The organism is Nonomuraea sp. B5E05 (assembly GCF_039880665.1).
Classification (GTDB): Bacteria; Actinomycetota; Actinomycetes; order Streptosporangiales; family Streptosporangiaceae; genus Nonomuraea.
This window is the reverse complement of sequence record NZ_JBDPMJ010000004.1, coordinates 109,846-126,423: the sequence shown is the minus strand read 5'-3', so window position 1 is coordinate 126,423 and position 16,578 is coordinate 109,846. Positions and strand designations below refer to the sequence as shown.

Annotated in this window: 17 protein-coding genes; 5 read left to right on the top strand and 12 right to left on the bottom strand. The window is 71.2% G+C overall.

Translation table 11 applies throughout. The features are described from left to right. Positions 1–7: 7 nt before the first annotated feature. From ABGB01_RS09330 to paaN, 5 genes are all read right to left on the bottom strand, one after another. Positions 8–1,576 carry an FAD-dependent oxidoreductase gene (locus ABGB01_RS09330; protein WP_347772337.1) on the bottom strand — a complete coding sequence of 523 codons (1,569 nt, stop codon included), beginning with the start codon at positions 1,574–1,576 and terminating at the stop codon, positions 8–10. 74 nt (positions 1,577–1,650) lie between these two features. After that, complete coding sequence (locus tag ABGB01_RS09325) at positions 1,651–2,598, bottom strand: MBL fold metallo-hydrolase (protein WP_347772336.1); 948 nt, start codon at positions 2,596–2,598, stop codon at positions 1,651–1,653. 30 nt (positions 2,599–2,628) lie between these two features. After that, the gene (locus tag ABGB01_RS09320; protein WP_347772335.1) at positions 2,629–3,438 is read right to left on the bottom strand and encodes a 3-hydroxyacyl-CoA dehydrogenase family protein; all 810 of its coding nucleotides are present in this window, start codon (positions 3,436–3,438) and stop codon (positions 2,629–2,631) included. After that, the gene (locus ABGB01_RS09315) at positions 3,435–4,595 is read right to left on the bottom strand and encodes a thiolase family protein (protein WP_347772333.1); all 1,161 of its coding nucleotides are present in this window, start codon (positions 4,593–4,595) and stop codon (positions 3,435–3,437) included. Before ABGB01_RS09315 ends, ABGB01_RS09320 begins: the two co-directional genes overlap by 4 nt. 21 nt (positions 4,596–4,616) lie before the next feature. After that, positions 4,617–6,263 carry a phenylacetic acid degradation protein PaaN gene (gene paaN, locus ABGB01_RS09310; protein WP_347772331.1) on the bottom strand — a complete coding sequence of 549 codons (1,647 nt, stop codon included), beginning with the start codon at positions 6,261–6,263 and terminating at the stop codon, positions 4,617–4,619. A gap of 81 nt (positions 6,264–6,344) precedes the next feature. Here paaN and ABGB01_RS09305 point away from each other — a divergent pair, with 81 nt between their 5' ends. From ABGB01_RS09305 to ABGB01_RS09295, 3 genes are read left to right on the top strand one after another with little or no spacing between them, the layout of a single operon-like run. After that, positions 6,345–6,521 (top strand): hypothetical protein, encoded by a 177-nt coding sequence (locus ABGB01_RS09305; protein ID WP_347772329.1) that lies wholly within the window; start codon positions 6,345–6,347, stop codon positions 6,519–6,521. Between the two features lie 9 nt (positions 6,522–6,530). Continuing rightward, positions 6,531–6,797 carry a hypothetical protein gene (locus tag ABGB01_RS09300; RefSeq protein WP_347772914.1) on the top strand — a complete coding sequence of 89 codons (267 nt, stop codon included), beginning with the start codon at positions 6,531–6,533 and terminating at the stop codon, positions 6,795–6,797. A 4-nt stretch (positions 6,798–6,801) separates the two neighbouring features. Next, positions 6,802–7,398: a TetR/AcrR family transcriptional regulator gene (locus ABGB01_RS09295; RefSeq protein WP_347772327.1), complete on the top strand. Its 597-nt coding sequence runs from the start codon at positions 6,802–6,804 to the stop codon at positions 7,396–7,398. Here ABGB01_RS09295 and ABGB01_RS09290 read toward each other — a convergent pair. The 4 genes from ABGB01_RS09290 to ABGB01_RS09275 all read right to left on the bottom strand — a co-directional run bounded on the left by ABGB01_RS09290 (position 7,387) and on the right by ABGB01_RS09275 (position 10,821). Next, complete coding sequence (locus ABGB01_RS09290; protein ID WP_347772325.1) at positions 7,387–8,238, bottom strand: hypothetical protein; 852 nt, start codon at positions 8,236–8,238, stop codon at positions 7,387–7,389. The two genes, ABGB01_RS09295 and ABGB01_RS09290, sit on opposite strands and share 12 nt — an antisense overlap. Before the next feature lie 16 nt (positions 8,239–8,254). Beyond that, entirely contained in the window at positions 8,255–8,554 is a 300-nt protein-coding gene (locus ABGB01_RS09285) for a DUF4193 domain-containing protein (protein ID WP_090929286.1), read from the bottom strand. Positions 8,555–8,863: 309 nt separating this feature from the next. Then, positions 8,864–10,093: an ATP-binding protein gene (locus tag ABGB01_RS09280; protein ID WP_347772322.1), complete on the bottom strand. Its 1,230-nt coding sequence runs from the start codon at positions 10,091–10,093 to the stop codon at positions 8,864–8,866. A gap of 74 nt (positions 10,094–10,167) precedes the next feature. Further along, complete coding sequence (locus ABGB01_RS09275) at positions 10,168–10,821, bottom strand: response regulator transcription factor (RefSeq protein ID WP_347772320.1); 654 nt, start codon at positions 10,819–10,821, stop codon at positions 10,168–10,170. 234 nt (positions 10,822–11,055) lie between these two features. Here ABGB01_RS09275 and ABGB01_RS09270 point away from each other — a divergent pair, with 234 nt between their 5' ends. Then, positions 11,056–11,220 (top strand): hypothetical protein, encoded by a 165-nt coding sequence (locus tag ABGB01_RS09270; RefSeq protein ID WP_165974805.1) that lies wholly within the window; start codon positions 11,056–11,058, stop codon positions 11,218–11,220. A gap of 159 nt (positions 11,221–11,379) precedes the next feature. Here ABGB01_RS09270 and ABGB01_RS09265 read toward each other — a convergent pair whose 3' ends face one another. Together ABGB01_RS09265 and ABGB01_RS09260 are read right to left on the bottom strand one after the other, a co-directional pair. Next, on the bottom strand, positions 11,380–12,168 hold the full coding sequence (locus ABGB01_RS09265) for an inositol monophosphatase family protein (protein ID WP_347772317.1): 789 nt from the start codon (positions 12,166–12,168) through the stop codon (positions 11,380–11,382). After that, a complete protein-coding gene (locus ABGB01_RS09260; RefSeq protein WP_347772315.1) occupies positions 12,168–14,180 on the bottom strand; it encodes a prolyl oligopeptidase family serine peptidase in 2,013 nt (670 codons plus the stop codon). The genes ABGB01_RS09265 and ABGB01_RS09260 overlap by 1 nt, the downstream gene beginning before the upstream one ends. 189 nt (positions 14,181–14,369) lie before the next feature. Between ABGB01_RS09260 and ABGB01_RS09255 the strand changes: the two genes are divergently transcribed. Next, positions 14,370–15,341 (top strand): ferrochelatase, encoded by a 972-nt coding sequence (locus ABGB01_RS09255; protein ID WP_347772313.1) that lies wholly within the window; start codon positions 14,370–14,372, stop codon positions 15,339–15,341. Here the strand turns inward: ABGB01_RS09255 and ABGB01_RS09250 are convergent. Beyond that, entirely contained in the window at positions 15,332–16,531 is a 1,200-nt protein-coding gene (locus ABGB01_RS09250) for a lytic murein transglycosylase (protein WP_347772311.1), read from the bottom strand. The genes ABGB01_RS09255 and ABGB01_RS09250 overlap by 10 nt on opposite strands. Positions 16,532–16,578: the final 47 nt, after the last annotated feature.

Below are 16,578 nucleotides of genomic sequence, written 5' to 3'. Positions count from 1 at the left end.
CTAGGGGTCAAATGTCGGGAAAGTCGCCAAGAGCGCGACTCAGAGCGACCGCCACCGACTCCGGACCCGCATGGGGGATGATCGCGGCGATGTGGGAGTCGGGCCTGATGAGCCATGCCTCATCCGGCCCGGCGCCGAGCTTCCCGGCGAGCGAGCCTGTCCCGTCCATCTCCGCGAACCCACGTACGGCGAGCGGTGCCCTCTTGACCTTGCCCAAGACCTGCGCAAACAAACGCGAATCGCACATTTCACCCAGCAGGAGCAGGAAACCGTCCCGGCAGAACTCGCGCAACCTCCCCCCGGGCAACGGCACGTCCGGGAGGATCACCCCTGGTGCGGGCACGCAGCGTGAACCCTTGGGCGGCCTGCCGGGAAACGGCCGGGCCGGATCCGGCGTCGTGAGCGGCGAATCCACGTACCAGAAGGGCTCCGCGAACCGGCCCGAGTCGATCTCCGCGACCAGCCCGCACTCCAGCGCGGCCCGCCGGCGCATCCGCTCCTCCACGGTCCTGGGCGCGATGAACCGCATGGTGGCGGCGGTCACCTCCAGGTTCTCCAGCGCGGCCGCGTGCCGTTCGGCGTGGTAGGTCTCGAGCAGCTCCTCCCCCGCCCAGCCGTTGAGCACGAAAGCCAGCTTCCAGGCCGCGTTCTCGGCGTCTGGGACGCCCGAGTTGAGCCCGCGCGCCCCGAATGGCGCCACCAGATGGGCGCAGTCGCCCGCCAGCAGCACGCGACCCGCGCGCATGCGGGAGGCCAGCCGCGAGTGGAAGCGGTACGTGCTGTGCCACAACAACTCGTACGGCCGGTCCCCGACGACCTTCCTGATGTTCCGCGCCCTGTCCTCGTCCGTCGGGATGAAGTCGGGCGCGATCTGCCAGTCGATCCTGAACGTCCCGCCGGGGCACGGATGGATCAGCACCTGCCGGCCCGGGTTCCACACGGGGTCGAAGTAGAAGCGGCGCTCGTTCTCCCAGCCGGGCAGGTCGGCCCTGATGTCGCAGATCAGGAACTGGTCGTCGTACGTCTCCCCGTCGAACGTGACCCCGAGCGCCTCGCGTACCCGCTGGGCCCTGGCGCCCGCGCAGGCCACCGCGTAGGGCGCGCGCAGCAGCCGGCCGCCGCAGTGCACGGTGACGCCGCGGGCGTCCTGGGTGATGCCGGTGACCTCGTGGTTCCAGCGCACCTCGATGAGCGGCTGTGCGGCCACGGCCGCGTCGAGGATCTGCTCGGTGCGGGTCTGGGAGATGTTCACGCAGGCCGGCAGCGGGCCCTCGCGCTCGAACGACCACGAGAACAGCTCGCGGCCGCGGTAGTAGGTGCGGGCGGTGGTCCAGGCCAGGCCCTCCTTCGCCACCTGGCCCGCGCCCGCGGCGCACCAGATGTCCAGCACGTCACGCTGCTGGCAGATCGACTTCGATCCGGCCCGCCCCCGCTCCGCGCGCTGGTCGAGCACCAGCACCCGGACACCCCAGCGGGCCAGCAGCAGCGCGGTGCTCAGCCCGACAGGACCCGCCCCGATGACGATCACCTGCGGGGCCGCCTCGACCTGCGGGGACACCCCGACCTGCGGGGACACCCCGCATACCCCGGACAAAGGAAGAGACCTCCCCACCTGCGGGGACGCTTCGCGTCCCCGCGACCTTCCGGCGTTCATGACTGAAGCTCGTCCCAGACCTCGCGGTCGCGCTCCGCGGTCCACACGCGCGGGCGCTCGACGCCGTGCAGCTCGTCCCAGAGCCTGGAGACGTTGAACGGCAGGCAGTGCTCGAAGATCGGCCAGGAGCCGTAGCGAGGCTCCAGTGCCCGGTGGGTACGCTCGAACGCCTCCTTCAGCGTGCCCGCCGCGCTCACCTCGCGCAGCATGACGGCGAGGAAGTCGCGCGTCTGGCCGACGGACGCCTCGACCTCCCCCGCTCCGCGCGCCACCGCTCCCCTGCCGCCGACCAGCGTCTCGGCCCCGAACGACGCCACGCGGTCGAGGGTGGACGACGCCCAGTCGCGGTGGAAGGCGTCGCCGGTGTAGAGGGCCGCCTGCGACTCGACCAGGTCGCCGGCGAACAGGATGCGCTGCCGGGGCAGCCACGCCACCAGGTCGCCCTCGGTGTGGCCGCGGCCGCAGTAGTGCAGCACCAGGTCGCCGCGGTCGCCGCCCAGGTCGATGGTGAACCTGTCGCTGAACGTCGCCGTCGGCCAGGTCAGCCCCAGGATCGAGGCGGGCTCCTTGAACAGGCGGGGCATCCTGGCGTACTCGCTGGCCCAGTCCTGCTCGCCGCGCTCGGCGATCAGCTCGCGGGTCTTCTCGTGCGTCACGATCACGTCGGCGCCGAACGCGGAGGCGCCCAGCACCCTCACCGCGTGGTAGTGCGACAGCACCAGGTAGCGGATCGGCTTGTCCGTGTGCTCGCGCAGCCTGGCCAGCCACGCGCGGGCCACCACGGGCGTCGCGAGGGCCTCGAAGCAGACCAGGAAGTCCTCTCCCTCGACGGCGCCCACGTTGGGGTCGCCCTCGGCCGTGAGCGCGTAGACGCCCTCGGCCAGGGTCTCCAGGGACTGCCGCTTCTCACCGAGATCCGCCGACGAGGCGAACGGCTTGGCCATCGCGCACCCTCCTGACTCTCCGTGATCACATCACCACTGGTAGAAGCCCTTCCCGGTCTTGCGGCCCAGCTCACCGGCGGCCACCTTCTCCCGCAGCAGCGCGGGCGGCTCGAAGCGGGGTCCGAGCCGGGCGTGCAGATAGCCGGCGATGGCCAGCCGCACGTCCAGGCCCACCAGGTCGCTCAGCTTGAGCGGCCCCATCGGATGGCCGTAGCCGAGCGCCATCGCCGTGTCGATGTCCTCGGCAGAGGCGACGCCCTCCTCCACCATGCGGATGGCCTCCAGCCCGAGCAGCACCCCCAGCCGGCTGGTGGCGAACCCCGGCGAGTCGTTGACCACCACGCCGGTCTTGCCGATGCGCTCGACGTGCCCCCTCGCCCGGTCGAGCACGGCGGCCGGGGTGGACCCGGTGACGACGATCTCGACCAGCCGCTGGACCGGGACGGGGTTGAAGAAGTGCAGGCCGATCAGGCGCTCGGGGCGGTCGAGGGCGGCGGCCAGCTCGGCGATGGACAACGAGCTGGTGTTGGTGGCCAGCACGGCGTCGCCCCCGGCCTTGGCCTCGGCCTCGGCCAGCACCCGGACCTTGAGCGCCGCGTCCTCGGGCACCGCCTCGATCACCAGGTCGGCGTCCGCGGGCACCTCGGCCATGACGAGGCGGGCCAGCGCCTCGTCCCTGTCCACCGAACCCTTGGACTCGGCGATGGCCAGGCCCTCGGCGATGCGCCGCCTGGCCGCCTCGGCCTGCGGCTCCCGTACGGTGACGTGGTCGCCCGCGGCCAGGAAGACCTGCGCGATGCCCGCGCCCATCCGCCCGCCGCCGATCACGGCCACGTTCATGGGGACTCCACCAGCATCGCGACGCCCTGGCCCACGCCCACGCAGAGGCTGGCCAGCCCGCGCCGACCGGACTCGCGCTCCATCCGGCCGAGCAGCGTGACGACCAGGCGGGCGCCCGAGCAGCCCAGCGGATGGCCGAGCGCGATGGCGCCGCCGTCGGCGTTGACCGTCTCCGGATCCAGGCCGAGCCGGCGGACGCAGGCGAGCAGTTGCGGCGCGAACGCCTCGTTGATCTCGACGGTGTCGGTGGACTCCCAGCCGGCGCGGGCCAGGGCCTTCTTCGTCGACGGGACCGGGCCCAGCCCCATCAGGTGTGGCTCCACGCCCGCGGACGCGCCGGCGACGATCCTGGCCCGCGGCGTCAGTCCGTGCCGGCGTACGGCCTCCTCGCCGGCGACCACCACGGCCGCCGCGCCGTCGGAGAGCGGGGACGACGAGCCCGCCGTGACGACACCGCCCGCGCGGAAGATCGTCCTGAGTTTCGCCAGGCGCTCCATCGAGGTGTCGGGGCGCGGGCCCTCGTCGGCGGTGACCTCGCCCACCGGGACGAGGTCGGCGGCGAAGCGGCCCTCCTTGGCCGCCGCCACCGCCCGGGTGTGGCTGCGCAGCGCCCAGGCGTCGGACTCCTCCCTCGTGATGCCGTCGAGCGCGGCCACCTCCTCGGCGGTCTCGCCCATCGACATCGTGGTGCGCGCGTCGAAGCGCGGGTTGGCGAAGCGCCACCCGAGCGAGGTGTCGGCCACCTCGCCCGGCTTCGCCCATGGGGTGCCCGGTTTGGCCATCACCCAGGGAGCCCGGGTCATGGACTCGACACCACCGGCCACCACGAGGTCCGCCTCGCCCGCGCGCACGGCCTGCGCGGCCGAGACGATCGCGGTCAGGCCGCTGGCGCAGAGCCGGTTGACGGTGTACGCGGGCGTCGTCGCGGGCAGCCCGGCCAGCAGGGTGGCCATGCGGGCGACGTTCCTGTTGTCCTCGCCCGCCTGGTTGGCGGCGCCCAGGACCACCTCGTCGAACGCCTCGGGGCCGGCGCCGCTGCGGCGCACCGCCTCGCCGACGACCAGCGCCGCCAGGTCGTCGGGGCGCACGTCGGCCAGCGCGCCGCCGTACCTGCCCATGGGGGTGCGCACGCCGCCGACCAGGTATACCTCAGTCATGTCACTCCTCGCGCGGGGGAATCATGCCGGTCGCCTGGATTGCACCACATGGAAGCGGCCCGCGACGTAGCCGGGGTCGGTGAGCGAGGCCGTGGCCGCCGGGTTGGCGCCGCTGCCGTGGTAGTCGCTGAACGCGGCCGACTGGTTGACGAAGACGCCGCCGGTCAGGTTGCACGACAGGTTGACGCCGGCGTCGAGGGCGGCGCGCTCGGCCTGGTCGAGCACGTCGGAGGAGGTGGAGTAGGCGGAGGCGGTGAGCGCGCCGCGGGCCTTGATCGTGCGGCGCAGCACGTCGAGGCTCTCCCGCGTCGAACCCGTGGGGATGACGAACGAGAGAGGGCCGAAGTGCTCGCGCCCGTAGACGTCCGGCTGCTCGGGATCGACCCGGACGATCACCGGCGTTCTGATCACGGCGTCGGGGAACGCCGGATGCGCGGGCGCTCGCGATTCCAGCACCACCTCGCCGAGCGACGGCGCCGCCTCCACCCTGGCCAGCACGTCGGGGCTGACGAGCGCGCCGGTCAGCTCGACCGCGCGGGCGTCGTCGCCGAGCAGCTTCCCGACGGCGGCGGCGAGCCCTGCGGCGACCTCGTCGAAGCTCTTGTGCCCCTCGTCGGTCTCGATGCCTCCCGAGGGGACGAGGATGTTCTGCGGCGCCGTGCACATCTGGCCGCTGTAGAGCGACAACGAGAACGCCAGGTTGCCCAGCATGCCCTTCCAGGAGTCGGTGGAGTCGATGACCACCGTGTTGACCCCGGCCTTCTCGGTGTGCACGAGCGCCTGCGTGGCGTTCCGCTCCAGCCAGTCGCCGAACTCCGTCGACCCGGTGAAGTCCACGATGCGGATGTCGGGGTGCGTCGCCAGCGTCCTGGCCAGGTCGTTGCCCTCCTCGGCGGCCAGCGTGACGAGGGCGGGGTCGTACCCGGCCTCGGCCAGCACCTCGCGGGCGATCTGGACCGTGATCGCGAGCGGCAGCACGGCGCGCGGATGCGGCTTGACGATCACCGGATTGCCGGTGGCGAGCGAGGCGAACAGCCCCGGGTAGGCGTTCCACGTCGGGAACGTGTTGCAGCCGATCACGAGCGCGACGCCCCTGGGCACGACGGTGAAGCGCTTCTCCATCACCAGCGGCTCGCCCTTGGCCGGTTTCTCCCAGCGGGCGGCGGCGGCCGACGAGGTCATGGCGGCGTAGGCGTAGGCGACGGCCTCCAGCGCGCGGTCCTGCGCGTGCGGCCCGCCCGCCTGGAAGGCCATCACGAACGCCTGCCCGGTGGTGTGCTGCACCGCGTTGGCCAGCTCGAACCCGCGCTTGTTGATCCGGTCGACGATCTCGACGCAGGCCAGCGCACGCGCCTCGGGCCCGGCGTCGCGCCAGGCGGGCAGCGCCGCCTTCGCGGCCTCGATCAGATCGCCGGCGACCGGCTCCGGGTAGGTGACGCCGAGGTCGATCCCGTACGGCGAGCGCTCCGCGCCGACCCAGGCCCCGGTGCCCGGCTGGTCGAGGGGGAAGGGTTTGCCGAGGTACGACTCGAAGGCCTCCTTGCCGCGCTCGGCCGCGCCCTCGCCGTAGACGCGCGGGCTGGGCGATTCGGGGTAGGCACTCCAGTAACCGCGTCCGGCGATCGCGGAAAGGGCCTTCTCCAGGGTCTCGCGGTGCTGTTCGAACATGGTGCTCACCCTCTTGACAGCGATCGTCCGGACGGTGAAGTGTTTACCGAACATTCGGTCAGTTGACAAGGAAGACCTGCGTTGGAGAGCGCGCGTCGCATGATGGACGCCGACACCGCCTCCGCCGCCCTGGGCATCGAGCTGATGGCGCTGGGCGAGGGACGCGCGGTGTGCCGCATGACCGTGACCGACCAGATGAGCAGGCCGGACGGTCAGGTGGTCGCGGAGTTCCGCGGCCGGAGCCGGGAGCTGACGTGAGACGAGGAGATCCCCCCGGCCCGGACGAGCTCGACCCGCCTGTCACCGCACTTCCAGCTCCACCTGACCCGCCCCGGGCGGCTCGACGTGATGACGGTCAGGGTCGAGGCCCCCGGTTTCGCGGGCGGGCCGGAGGCGGGCGCGGCGCTGCGCCACCTGGTCAAGGCGACCGTGGGCGTGAGCGTGGAGGTCGAGGTGGTGGACCCGGAGACGCTGGAGCGGTCGGCCGGCAAACGCAAACGCGTCATCGACCAGCGGATAACCAGCGATAATTAACGCCATGGCCATCCCGACCCCCACCCGCCAGCGCCGGCGGGGGCACGACCCCGAGTCCGTGCTCTCCATCGCCGTGGGCGTCTTCAACGAGCGCGGCTACGACGGAACGAGCATGGAAGATCTGGCCAGAGCGCTCGGCGTCACCAAGTCGGCCATCTATTACCACGTGCCCGGAAAGGAGCAGCTGCTCGGCCGGGCACTCGACCGGGCGCTCGACGGGCTGTCCGAGATGGTCGCCGACGAGCGGGCCACCTCGGGCCCCGCGATCGAGCGCCTGGAGTGGGTCGTGCGGCAGAGCGTGCGCATCCTCGTCGACCGGCTGCCCTACGTGACGCTGCTGCTGAGGGTGCGCGGCAACAGCCGGACGGAGCAGGTGGCGCTGGAGCGGCGGCGGGAGTTCGACGCCTTCATCAGCCGCCTGGTCAAGGAGGCGGCGGCGGAGGGGAGCATCAGGCCGGACCTGGATCCGGCGCTCGTGACGCGGCTGTTGTTCGGGACGGTCAACTCGATCGCCGACTGGTATCAGCCGTCGCGCGGCGCCTCGTCGGACGACGTGGCCGACGCCCTGCTCACGATGGCGTTCACCGGGTTAAGGGTCTAGCTCGTCGTGCTTGTTGTGGCCGATCTCGCGGAGCTCACGGGGCTCGCGGAGCTCGGGCTGCTCGCCCGCGGGTAACGTCCGCTTGACGCGCAGGTCGTCGCGTACGGCCTGGCCGAGTTTCTTGGTCGCCATCCGGTTGAGCGTGCCGCCGGCGACCGCGCCGGTGAGGAACGGGCCCAGCGTGGTCAGGTGACGGCCGAGCGTGCGGAGCAGGCGGTTGCGCAGGGCGGTCTTCGTGGCGGCGCCGAGGGCGATCGAGACGGAGGCGGGAGTGAGGGGGTCGATGCCTCGCTGCTTGGCCCAGGCGGCCGTGAAGGCGACCGCGCGCTGTGCTCCTGTGCCCTGGACGTGAACGCCGTAGACCTCGTGCAGCTCGGCCAGGAGCTTGACCTCGACTGCGGCGACGACGATGGTCTCGGCGACGAGTTGGGCGGGGGCGGAGAGCAGGAGAGGTGGTGCTGCGAACTCGGCCGCCGCGAGCGCCCCGCCGATGGCGCCGACGGTCATCGTGGCCTTCTGGGCGGTGCGTACGAGGTCATCGGCGAGCTCTTCGCCGGTGAGGCCGTGGTGGTGATCGGAGAGGGTGTGCAGGTCTCTGATCGGGATGCGGGGCGCGATGTTGAGGAAGACGTCCGCCAGCCAGCGGCCACGGCCCGCGCCGGTCACGCGTGCCCGCTTCGCCCCGGAGGACAGGGCCTGGGTTAGACGGCCGAGCAGTCTGCGCCGCTCGGCCGGCTCGAGCTCACCCGGCCCGGTGAGCTTGCCTACGAGCTCGCCGACCTCGCGATCGGGGTCGGCGATCTCGTTGCCCTCATGATGTTCTCTCTCGGTCTCGGCCACGCGATGCCTCCTCTGACTAGGCGGCGCACTCCCGGCAGACCTGCTGGCCGTTCCTCTCGGAGGCCAGCTGGCTTCGGTGGTGCACCAGGAAGCAGCGCGAGCAGGTGAACTCGTCCGCCTGGCGGGGGATCACCCTCAGGGACAGCTCTTCGTTCGACAGGTCGGCACCGGGCAGCTCCAGCGACTCGGCCAGGTCGGTCTCGTCGATGTCGATGCTGCCGGACGACTTGTCGGTGCGCCGCGCCTGGAGTTCCTGGAGGCTGTCCTCCCCCAGGTCGTCGTCTGTCTTGCGCGGGCTGTCGTAGTCGGTAGCCATTGTGCTTACTCCATCCCCCTCATCCATATGTCTTCGCGCTCGTCGCGCGTCTTCTAACGTCCGGGAGGCCCGTCTTGTGCCCGTTCCGCCGGAGAGATTTCCCATCGGTACCCCGAGGAAACGGACAACGAACCTCCCAACACGTCAGGGCCTGCTGCCGAGGGCAATGGTTAGCCAAATATGGCGAAACCCACAGCCTTGGCGTCATGCACCACCGTGTTCGACGGCACATCCAACCACATGTGCGGCACCAATGAGACGCCCCCCGCTCCTCAACACGCGCACGAACACGACGCGGCGACGCGCGCGTCAGCGTCTCGGAAGCCGAATGGTCACGACCAGTCCTCCACCATCACGCGGCACGGCGGTCACATTTCCGCCGTGGGCCTGTACGACCGCACGGACGATGGACAGCCCGAGACCCGATCCCTTGGCCGAATCCACCCGGTCGGAGTGGAGCCTCCTGAACGGCTCGAACAAGCTGTTCACCTCGTACGCCGGGACGTGCTGTCCCGTGTTGGCCACCTGAACAACCAAGGCACCGTCCGCCATTCCCGTCCGGATCCACACTTTTCCGTTTTCGGGAATGTTGTACTTCACGGCGTTCTCGAGCAGGTTGCTGACGGAGCGTTCCAGCAGCACCGGGTCGCCTATGGTAGGCGCGCTGACCAGTTCGGTCGTTACGGTGACCCCGTGTTCCTGGGCGAAGGGCGCGACCTGTTCCACGGCCGTCTGAGCGACTTCCTGAACGTCCAGCGGTTTGCGCACCGCGAGTTCGCGCTCGCTCCTGGCGAGCAGCAGGAGGCCTTCGATGAGCTTCTCGTTACGCGCGTTGACTTCGAGGAGGGTACGGCCGAGCGCCTTGAGATCCTCCGACGCCTCGGGATCCGACAGGGCGATCTCCAGGACCGTGCGATTGATCGTGAGGGGGGTGCGCAGTTCGTGGGAGGCGTTGGCCACGAATCTGCGCTGGGTGTCGAAGGCGATGTTGAGCCTGGTGAGCATGGCGTCGAAGGTGTCGGCCAGCTCCTTCAGCTCGTCGTTGGGGCCCTCCAGGGCGATGCGCTGGTGGGCCAGGGTGCTCTCGGAGAGCTTGCGCGCCGTGCCGGTCATCTGCGCCACCGGCCGCAGCGCCCGGTCGGCGACGAAATAGCCGATGATGAGCGCGAGAATACCGACGCCGAGCAGCGCGAGGAAGGCGCTGCCGAACAGGGCGTCGCGGGCTTCCTGCACCGCCTGCCGCTGTGACTCCTGCCACACGGCGTCGAGCTGGGCGTTCTGGAGAGGGGAGAGGTTCCATTCGATTTTGGGCCAGGCGTAGTCGATGGCCGTGCCGACGATCACGTAGACCGAGATCAGCAGCACCGCGGCGGCCACGAAGACGAGCGCGCCGTAGGTGAGCGTCAGCCGCCACCGGATGCTGACCCTGCCCGGCAGGTCCTTCATCCGCTCCATCGGCGTGCGCTGCACCGGTGTCTGCGCCGGCGGGGGCGGGCCGTCCCAGGACCGCGGCCCGGCGGGCGGCGGCGCTTCCTGCACGCGTGTCGCCTTCCTGGCGGAATGCGGGCTGATCATGGGATGCGTCGGCCCCGCCTGTCGCTCTGGCCGTTCAGTCACAACTTGTACCCCACCCCTGGGACGGTCTCGATCACCTGAGGCTCGCCCAGCTTCTTCCTCAAGGTCATCATGGTCACGCGGACCACGTTGGTGAACGGGTCGATGTTCTCGTCCCATGCCTTGTCCAGCAGGTCCTCCTGGCTGACCACGGCGCCCTCGGCGCGCATCAGCTCCTCGAGGACCGCGAACTCCTTCTTGGTCAGCACGATCTCCTTGCCGTCGCGCTGCACGAGCCGCTTGCCCGGGTCGAGCCGGATCCCGGCCCGATCGAGGACGGGCGGCAGCGCGGGCGCGGAGCGGCGGCCGAGCGCGCGCACCCTGGCGACCAGCTCGACGAACACGAACGGCTTGGCGAGGTAGTCGTCGGCCCCCAGGCCGAGCCCCTCCACCTTGTCGTCCACGTCGCCCGACGCGGTCAGCATGAGGATGCGCGAGGCGGTCCGCTGCTCCACCAGCCGCCGGCACACCTCGTCGCCGTGCACGACCGGCAGGTCACGGTCGAGCACGATCACGTCGTAGTCGACGTACGAGGTGCGTTCCAGCGCGCCCCCGCCGTCATAGGCCACGTCCACCGCCATGGCCTCGCGCCTGAGCCCTGTCGCGATCGCGTCGGCGAGCACGCGCTCGTCCTCAACCACCAGCACCCGCACGCCTGGCACACCTCTTTCCGGTTCCGGTCCCACATTCTGTCCACAGCGTCGATAAGCGCACGGTAAGGCATGTCAAGGGGTTGGTGACGCCAGGGTGAGGCAGAGCACAGCGAAATTCATGTTTCGGGGGAGGATGACCCGGGGTATGCCTGCGGGACACCCATCGCCCGGACATCAACCGGCAATGGGCGTGCGTCGCTCCCACACGAGTCGAACCCCTAGAGAGTAGGTGAGATGGGCGAGTTCACGACCACGATCGAACACCGCCTCGACCAGGCTTACAAGGGCCTCCGTGAGGCCCGCAGCGTCGGCGACGACTACCTCGCCGACACGCTCACCGCCGAGATCGAGGATCTGCGCCGGCTGGCCGACGATCATGGCATTCCCTTGCCCCGTTGACCCGATCGAAACGGCCGGAGCCCCTCGCTCCGGCCGTTTCGTCGTTCCCGGGCCCGTCACACCCCTCCGCACGAGGTCGTTCAGGGCCGTTCACGCGCCCTGACCTCGGGGACGTTCAGGCGTCCGCCGTGGTCGTTCAGGCGTCCCGCTCAGGGTGGTTCAGGCGTCCCGCTCGGGGTCGAGCGGCGCGAGCAGATCGTGCAGCTCCTCGAACAGGCCGGGCGCGGCGCACAGCGCGAAGTCCGGGCTCACCGGCCTCCCGTGCAGCCCGCCGAGCCTGGCCCCCGACTCCGTCGCCACCAGGCCGGCCGCGGCGAAGTCCCAGTGGTTGATGCCGCGCTCGTAGTACGCGTCGAGGCGGCCGGCGGCCAGCGAGCACAGGTCGATCGCGCACGAGCCGCCGCGCCTGATGTCACGCACGCGCGGCAGCACCGCGGCCACCACCTCGCCCTGGACGGCGCGCCTGCTCACCGAGTAGCCGAAGCCGGTCGCCACCAGCGCCTGCGCGAGCGGCACCCCGGTGGTGCAGCGCAGCCGCTCGCCGCCGAGCCAGGCGCCCTCGCCCAGCGCGGCGGTGTAGACCTCGCCGCGCTGCGCCGCGTTGACGACCCCGGCCACGACCTGGCCGTTCACCTCGACGGCGATCGACACCGCCCAGTCGGGCAGCCCGTACAGGAAGTTGACGGTGCCGTCGATCGGGTCGACGATCCAGCGCACGTCGGACTCCCCGGGCGCCTCGCCGCCCTCCTCCCCCAGGATGCGGTCGCCGGGCCTGGCGGCCAGGACGCGCTCGCGGATGAGCTCTTCCGACGCCTTGTCCAGGATGGTGACGACATCGGTGGGGCTGGACTTGGTCTCGATCTCTCCGGACATGGTGGGCCGTTTGGCGAGGAGCATGTCGCCCGCCTCGCGGGCGATGTCCTCGGCCAGCCGCAGGAAGCCGGTCATCAGGCCACCGAGTCCGGACGCTTCCACTCCTGCCCCAGCACGTGTTGCGACAGGAAGGCGAGCACCGTCTCGTACCAGGCGACGGCGTTGCCCGGCTTGAGGATCCAGTGGTTCTCGTCGGGGAAGTACAGGAACTTCGCGTCCACCTCCGTACGCCGCAGGTCCCACCAGAGCCGCAGGCCCTCGCCGATGGGCACGCGGTAGTCCTTGTCGCCGTGGATGACGAGCAGCGGAGTGGTGATCTTGTCGAGCGAGTTGTGCGGCGACAGCAGCGAGTAACGCTCGGAGCCGGGCTCGCCGAACTCGCGCTGCCAGTACATGGCGGCGTCGGTGGTGCCGGCGAACTGGTCGAGGTTCCACAGGGAGGCGTGGGTGACGATGGCCTTGTAGCGGTCGCTGTGGCCGGCCAGCCAGTTGGCCATGTAGCCGCCGTACGAGCCGCCCATCGCGCCGATGCGCTCGGCGTCGATGTCGTCCCTGGCCAGGGCCACGTCGACGATCGCGTCGAGGTCGGCCTGGGTGCGCGGCCCCCAGTTGCCCCAGCCGCGGTCGATCATCTCCTGGCCGTAGCCGGTGGACAGGCACGGGTCCGGCATGAGGACGGCGTACCCGTGCGCGGCCATGATCCACGCCTGCCAGCGCCACTGCCAGTCGTTCCACGAGGCGACCGGGCCGCCGTGGATCCACAGCAGGAACGGCGCCGGCGCGTCGGCCGAGGCGCCCTCCGGCAGCACGAGCCAGCCGCGGATCGTGGTGCCGTCGTCGGCGGTGGCGGAGATTTCGGTCAGCGTGCCGGGCACCTCGGGGCGGGGGGCGGGCGAGGGCAGGTCGGCGATCTCGCCGGTGACCACGTCGATCCTGGCCGGGCCGGGCGCGATGCCGACGCCGCTGCGCAGCGCGTAGAGGGCGTGGCCGTCGGCGGAGGCGGCGAGTCCCGCGTAGGAGGCGTCGTCCTGGGTCAGCCTGACCACGTCACCGGGCTCGGCCACGGGGACGCGGAAGACCGGCCGGCGTCCCTGGTGGTCGGCGGCGAGGTAGACGGCCGAGGAGTCGGGCGCCCACTCGACGGCTGCGGGGAACAGGTCGGGCGCGTACGCGCGGCCCTGCCCGGTGGCGAGGTCGGCGATCCACAACTCGATGCGCGCCGAGACCTCCAGGCCGGTGAACCGCTCGCGGGAGCAGGCGATCCGGCGGCCGTCGGGCGAGATCGCCAGCGGGCCCGAGAAGTCGTGACGGTCCTCGCTGACCAGCACCCGCCGCTCACCCGTGGCGACGTCGATGGCCACGAGGTCGGTGCGCCACTCGCCCTTCGGCAGGTAGGTGCGCCAGGTGGAGATCACGGTGGCGCCGTCGGGGGTCAGCTCGAAGCCGCACTCGCGCAGCGCCTCGCCCGCGTCGGGGGTCAGGTCGCGTACGTCCTCCAGCCGGTCGTCGCCGAGCCGGGCCGCGAACAGGCGCGTGCGCCCGGGGCCGAGGTCGTGGTCCCAGTAGCGAACCGGGTAGCCCTCGAACAGGACGGCGCTGATCCCGGCGTCCTTGCGGGCCTTGCGCCGCTCCTCCTCGGTGGCCGCCTCGCCGTCCAGCACGTCGGCGGCGAACACGACGACGTCGCCCGCCGTGCGCACCGCGCCGATGCCGCCGGGCCGGGTGGCCACCTGGCGGGCCTCGCCACCCGCGCGGGGCAGCAACCACAGCGAGGCCACCTCGTCGGTGGAGTCCTTGACGGTGGGGTCGGGGCGGGCCGAGGTGAACAGCACGTCGCCCGCGTCGGTGAAGACGGCGCCGGACTCGCCCTTCGCGGAGCGGGTCAGGCGGTGCGGCTCGCCGTCGACGGGGATCGCCCAGAGCGCGGTGCCGTACGACTTGCCGTCGGTGTTCAGGGACTGGACCGCGGAGATGAGCCTGGAGCCGTCGGGCGAGAGCCGCAGCGAGAGAACCCGAGGGATGGCCACATAGTCACGTATGTCGTTGAAAGCGCTCACCCGATCGAACCTACCTGTCCATGGCCTCATCGCGTGAGGCGGCTCGGTCGCCGATATCCGTTTCTATGGCCTCACTGCGTGAGGCGGCTCGGTCGCTGATATCCGTTGCCTTCCCTCGTCGCTCTGGTCGCTGCGCTCCCGCCGCTCCTCAGTCCAGGCAACGGCGCTCCCTCGCGGGCTGAAGAGGGGACCGGCGGCATCTCCTCATAGGGTTGTCTCGTGGGAGACTACGACGCCCTGCTGGTCCTGTCGTTCGGCGGTCCAGAAGGTCCTGACGACGTGCTGCCGTTCCTGGAGAACGTGGTGCGCGGGCGTGGCGTGCCACGCGAGCGGCTGCTCGAGGTGGCCGAGCACTATCAGAGCTTCGGCGGCATCAGCCCGATCAACCGGCAGAACCGCGACCTGGTCGAGGCGCTGCGCCCGGTCACCGGCGTGCCGGTCTACTGGGGCAACCGCAACTGGCATCCGTTCGGCGAGGACGTCGTGCGGCAGATGAAGGCCGACGGGGTCGAGAAGGCGGCGGTCTTCGCCACGTCGGCGTTCGCGGGCTATTCGAGCTGCCGCCAATATTACGAGGACATCGCCAGGATCTCCGTCGACGGCGGCCCCGAGCTGGTCAAGATGCGCCACTACGGCGAGCACCCGGGGTTCGTGGCCGCGATGGCCGACCACACGCGCGCGGCCCTGGAGCGGCTCGGGCTCCGCGGCCACGACGACGCCAGGCTGGTGTTCACCGCCCACAGCATCCCGGTCTCGATGGCCGAGACCGCCGGCCCGTCCGGCGGCCTGTACGAAGCGCAGCTGCGCAGGAGCGCCGAGCTGGTCAACCAGGCGCTCGGCCGCACCCTGCCGTGGGACCTGGTGTGGCAGTCGCGCAGCGGCCCGCCGCAGGTGCCGTGGCTGGAGCCGGACGTCTGCGACTTCCTGCGCGAGACCGAGGCGCCGTCGGTGGTGCTGGTGCCGATCGGGTTCGTCTCCGACCACATGGAGGTCGTCTACGACCTCGACACGGAGGCCAGGCAGGTGGCCTCCGAGCGGGGCCTGCCGATGGAGCGGGCGGCGACGGCCGGCACGCATCCGCGGTTCGTACGGATGGTGCGCGAGCTGATGGACGAGCCGGAGCCACGGCCCTGCCCCCTGACCTGCTGCCCGCCGCCCCGCCGCAGGCCTCAGGCGCGGGGTCAGGCGTAGGTGCGGGCGTAGGCCTCGGCGATGCCCATGACCTTGTTCACGTAGTCCCACGAGTGGTTGTAGAACCAGATCGCCTTGCGCAACTTCTCGCCGCCCTTGCCCGCCCCGTTGGCGCACAGGTAGTTGGCGGCGCCGGGCACCGCGTCGTACGGGCTCCAGATGTCGGCCTTGCCGTCGCCGTCTCCGTCGACGCCGTAGTGCTTCCAGGTGGCGGGCATGAACTGCATGGGCCCGAGCGCGCCCGCGCTCGACGGGCCGTTGTTGCGGCCGTGCCCGCTCTCCACCTGGCCGATCGCGGCCAGCACCGTCCATGACAGGCCGGGGCAGCGGGTGGCGGAGGCCTTGTAGAGCTCGAGGTAGCTGCCGGGCCTGCCCACGTTGACGCTCTTCGGCTGCTGCTGCTCCGGGACACGTTTCTTCGCGGCGCGGTCGGCGGCGTCCAGCAGGACGATCTGGGCGTCCTTGCCGAGCAGCCTGCGCACGCCCGACTCGCTGATCTTGCCCGGCTTGCCGTGCAGCAGCACGGCCACGCCGGGCGCGAACCCCAGCGACCTGCCCAGATCGGCGCTCACCAGCCCGTCCACGCCCCTGAGCCCGAGCGTGGCCGAGGCGGCGACGCGCAACCTGGGGCCGCCGTCCACCTGGTACATGGCGCCGAGGACCATCCCGTACTTGCGCATGGTGCCGGCGTCGGCCACCAGCTCTCCCCTGGTCAGCGCGCTCCAGACGCCCGGCTGGTCGGCGACGGCCTTCGGCGTCCACGAGCGGAAGTGGGAGGGGTCGACGGCGAGCAGGTTCAGCCCGGTGCCCGACACCTTGACCGCGCCCGCGTCCACCACGATCACCTTCTGCACGTGCGCGAGCTCGCCGAGGCGGAACCGCGTCTGCTTGGGCACGGCGGCCGGGGTGATCGCCAGCACGCGCGGCGGGGTCGGCGTGACGCTCGGGCCGCCTTCGCCGAAGTCCTTGACCGGCTCGGCCGAGGGCACGATCTGGTCGAGGCGGGGCGTGGGCGAGGATGTGGGGCGGGGCTGCTGCGGGCGCGGGCTACGTACGGGCTCACTGGCCGAACCGCTGGTGCTGACCAGGTCGTCGCCGAGGATCACCACGACTCCGCCGGCCGCGACGGTGACCACGAGCACGGCGATGACCATGAGCATGACCGCGCGGAACGAGGGAAGACCGGACACTCGGCACACGTTAACCCACCCGCCGGAAATATCACTTGCCGTCCGGA

Excerpts from the sequence above, each read along its gene's own strand:
- ABGB01_RS09325 (WP_347772336.1), bottom strand. The coding sequence starts at position 2,598 with ATGGCCAAGCCGTTCGCCTCGTCGGCGGATCTCGGTGAGAAGCGGCAG.
- ABGB01_RS09320 (WP_347772335.1), bottom strand. The coding sequence starts at position 3,438 with ATGAACGTGGCCGTGATCGGCGGCGGGCGGATGGGCGCGGGCATCGCG.
- ABGB01_RS09315 (WP_347772333.1), bottom strand. The coding sequence starts at position 4,595 with ATGACTGAGGTATACCTGGTCGGCGGCGTGCGCACCCCCATGGGCAGG.
- paaN (WP_347772331.1), bottom strand. The coding sequence starts at position 6,263 with ATGTTCGAACAGCACCGCGAGACCCTGGAGAAGGCCCTTTCCGCGATC.
- ABGB01_RS09295 (WP_347772327.1), top strand. The coding sequence starts at position 6,802 with ATGGCCATCCCGACCCCCACCCGCCAGCGCCGGCGGGGGCACGACCCC.
- ABGB01_RS09285 (WP_090929286.1), bottom strand. The coding sequence starts at position 8,554 with ATGGCTACCGACTACGACAGCCCGCGCAAGACAGACGACGACCTGGGG.
- ABGB01_RS09270 (WP_165974805.1), top strand. The coding sequence starts at position 11,056 with ATGGGCGAGTTCACGACCACGATCGAACACCGCCTCGACCAGGCTTAC.
- ABGB01_RS09265 (WP_347772317.1), bottom strand. The coding sequence starts at position 12,168 with ATGACCGGCTTCCTGCGGCTGGCCGAGGACATCGCCCGCGAGGCGGGC.
- ABGB01_RS09260 (WP_347772315.1), bottom strand. The coding sequence starts at position 14,180 with ATGAGGCCATGGACAGGTAGGTTCGATCGGGTGAGCGCTTTCAACGAC.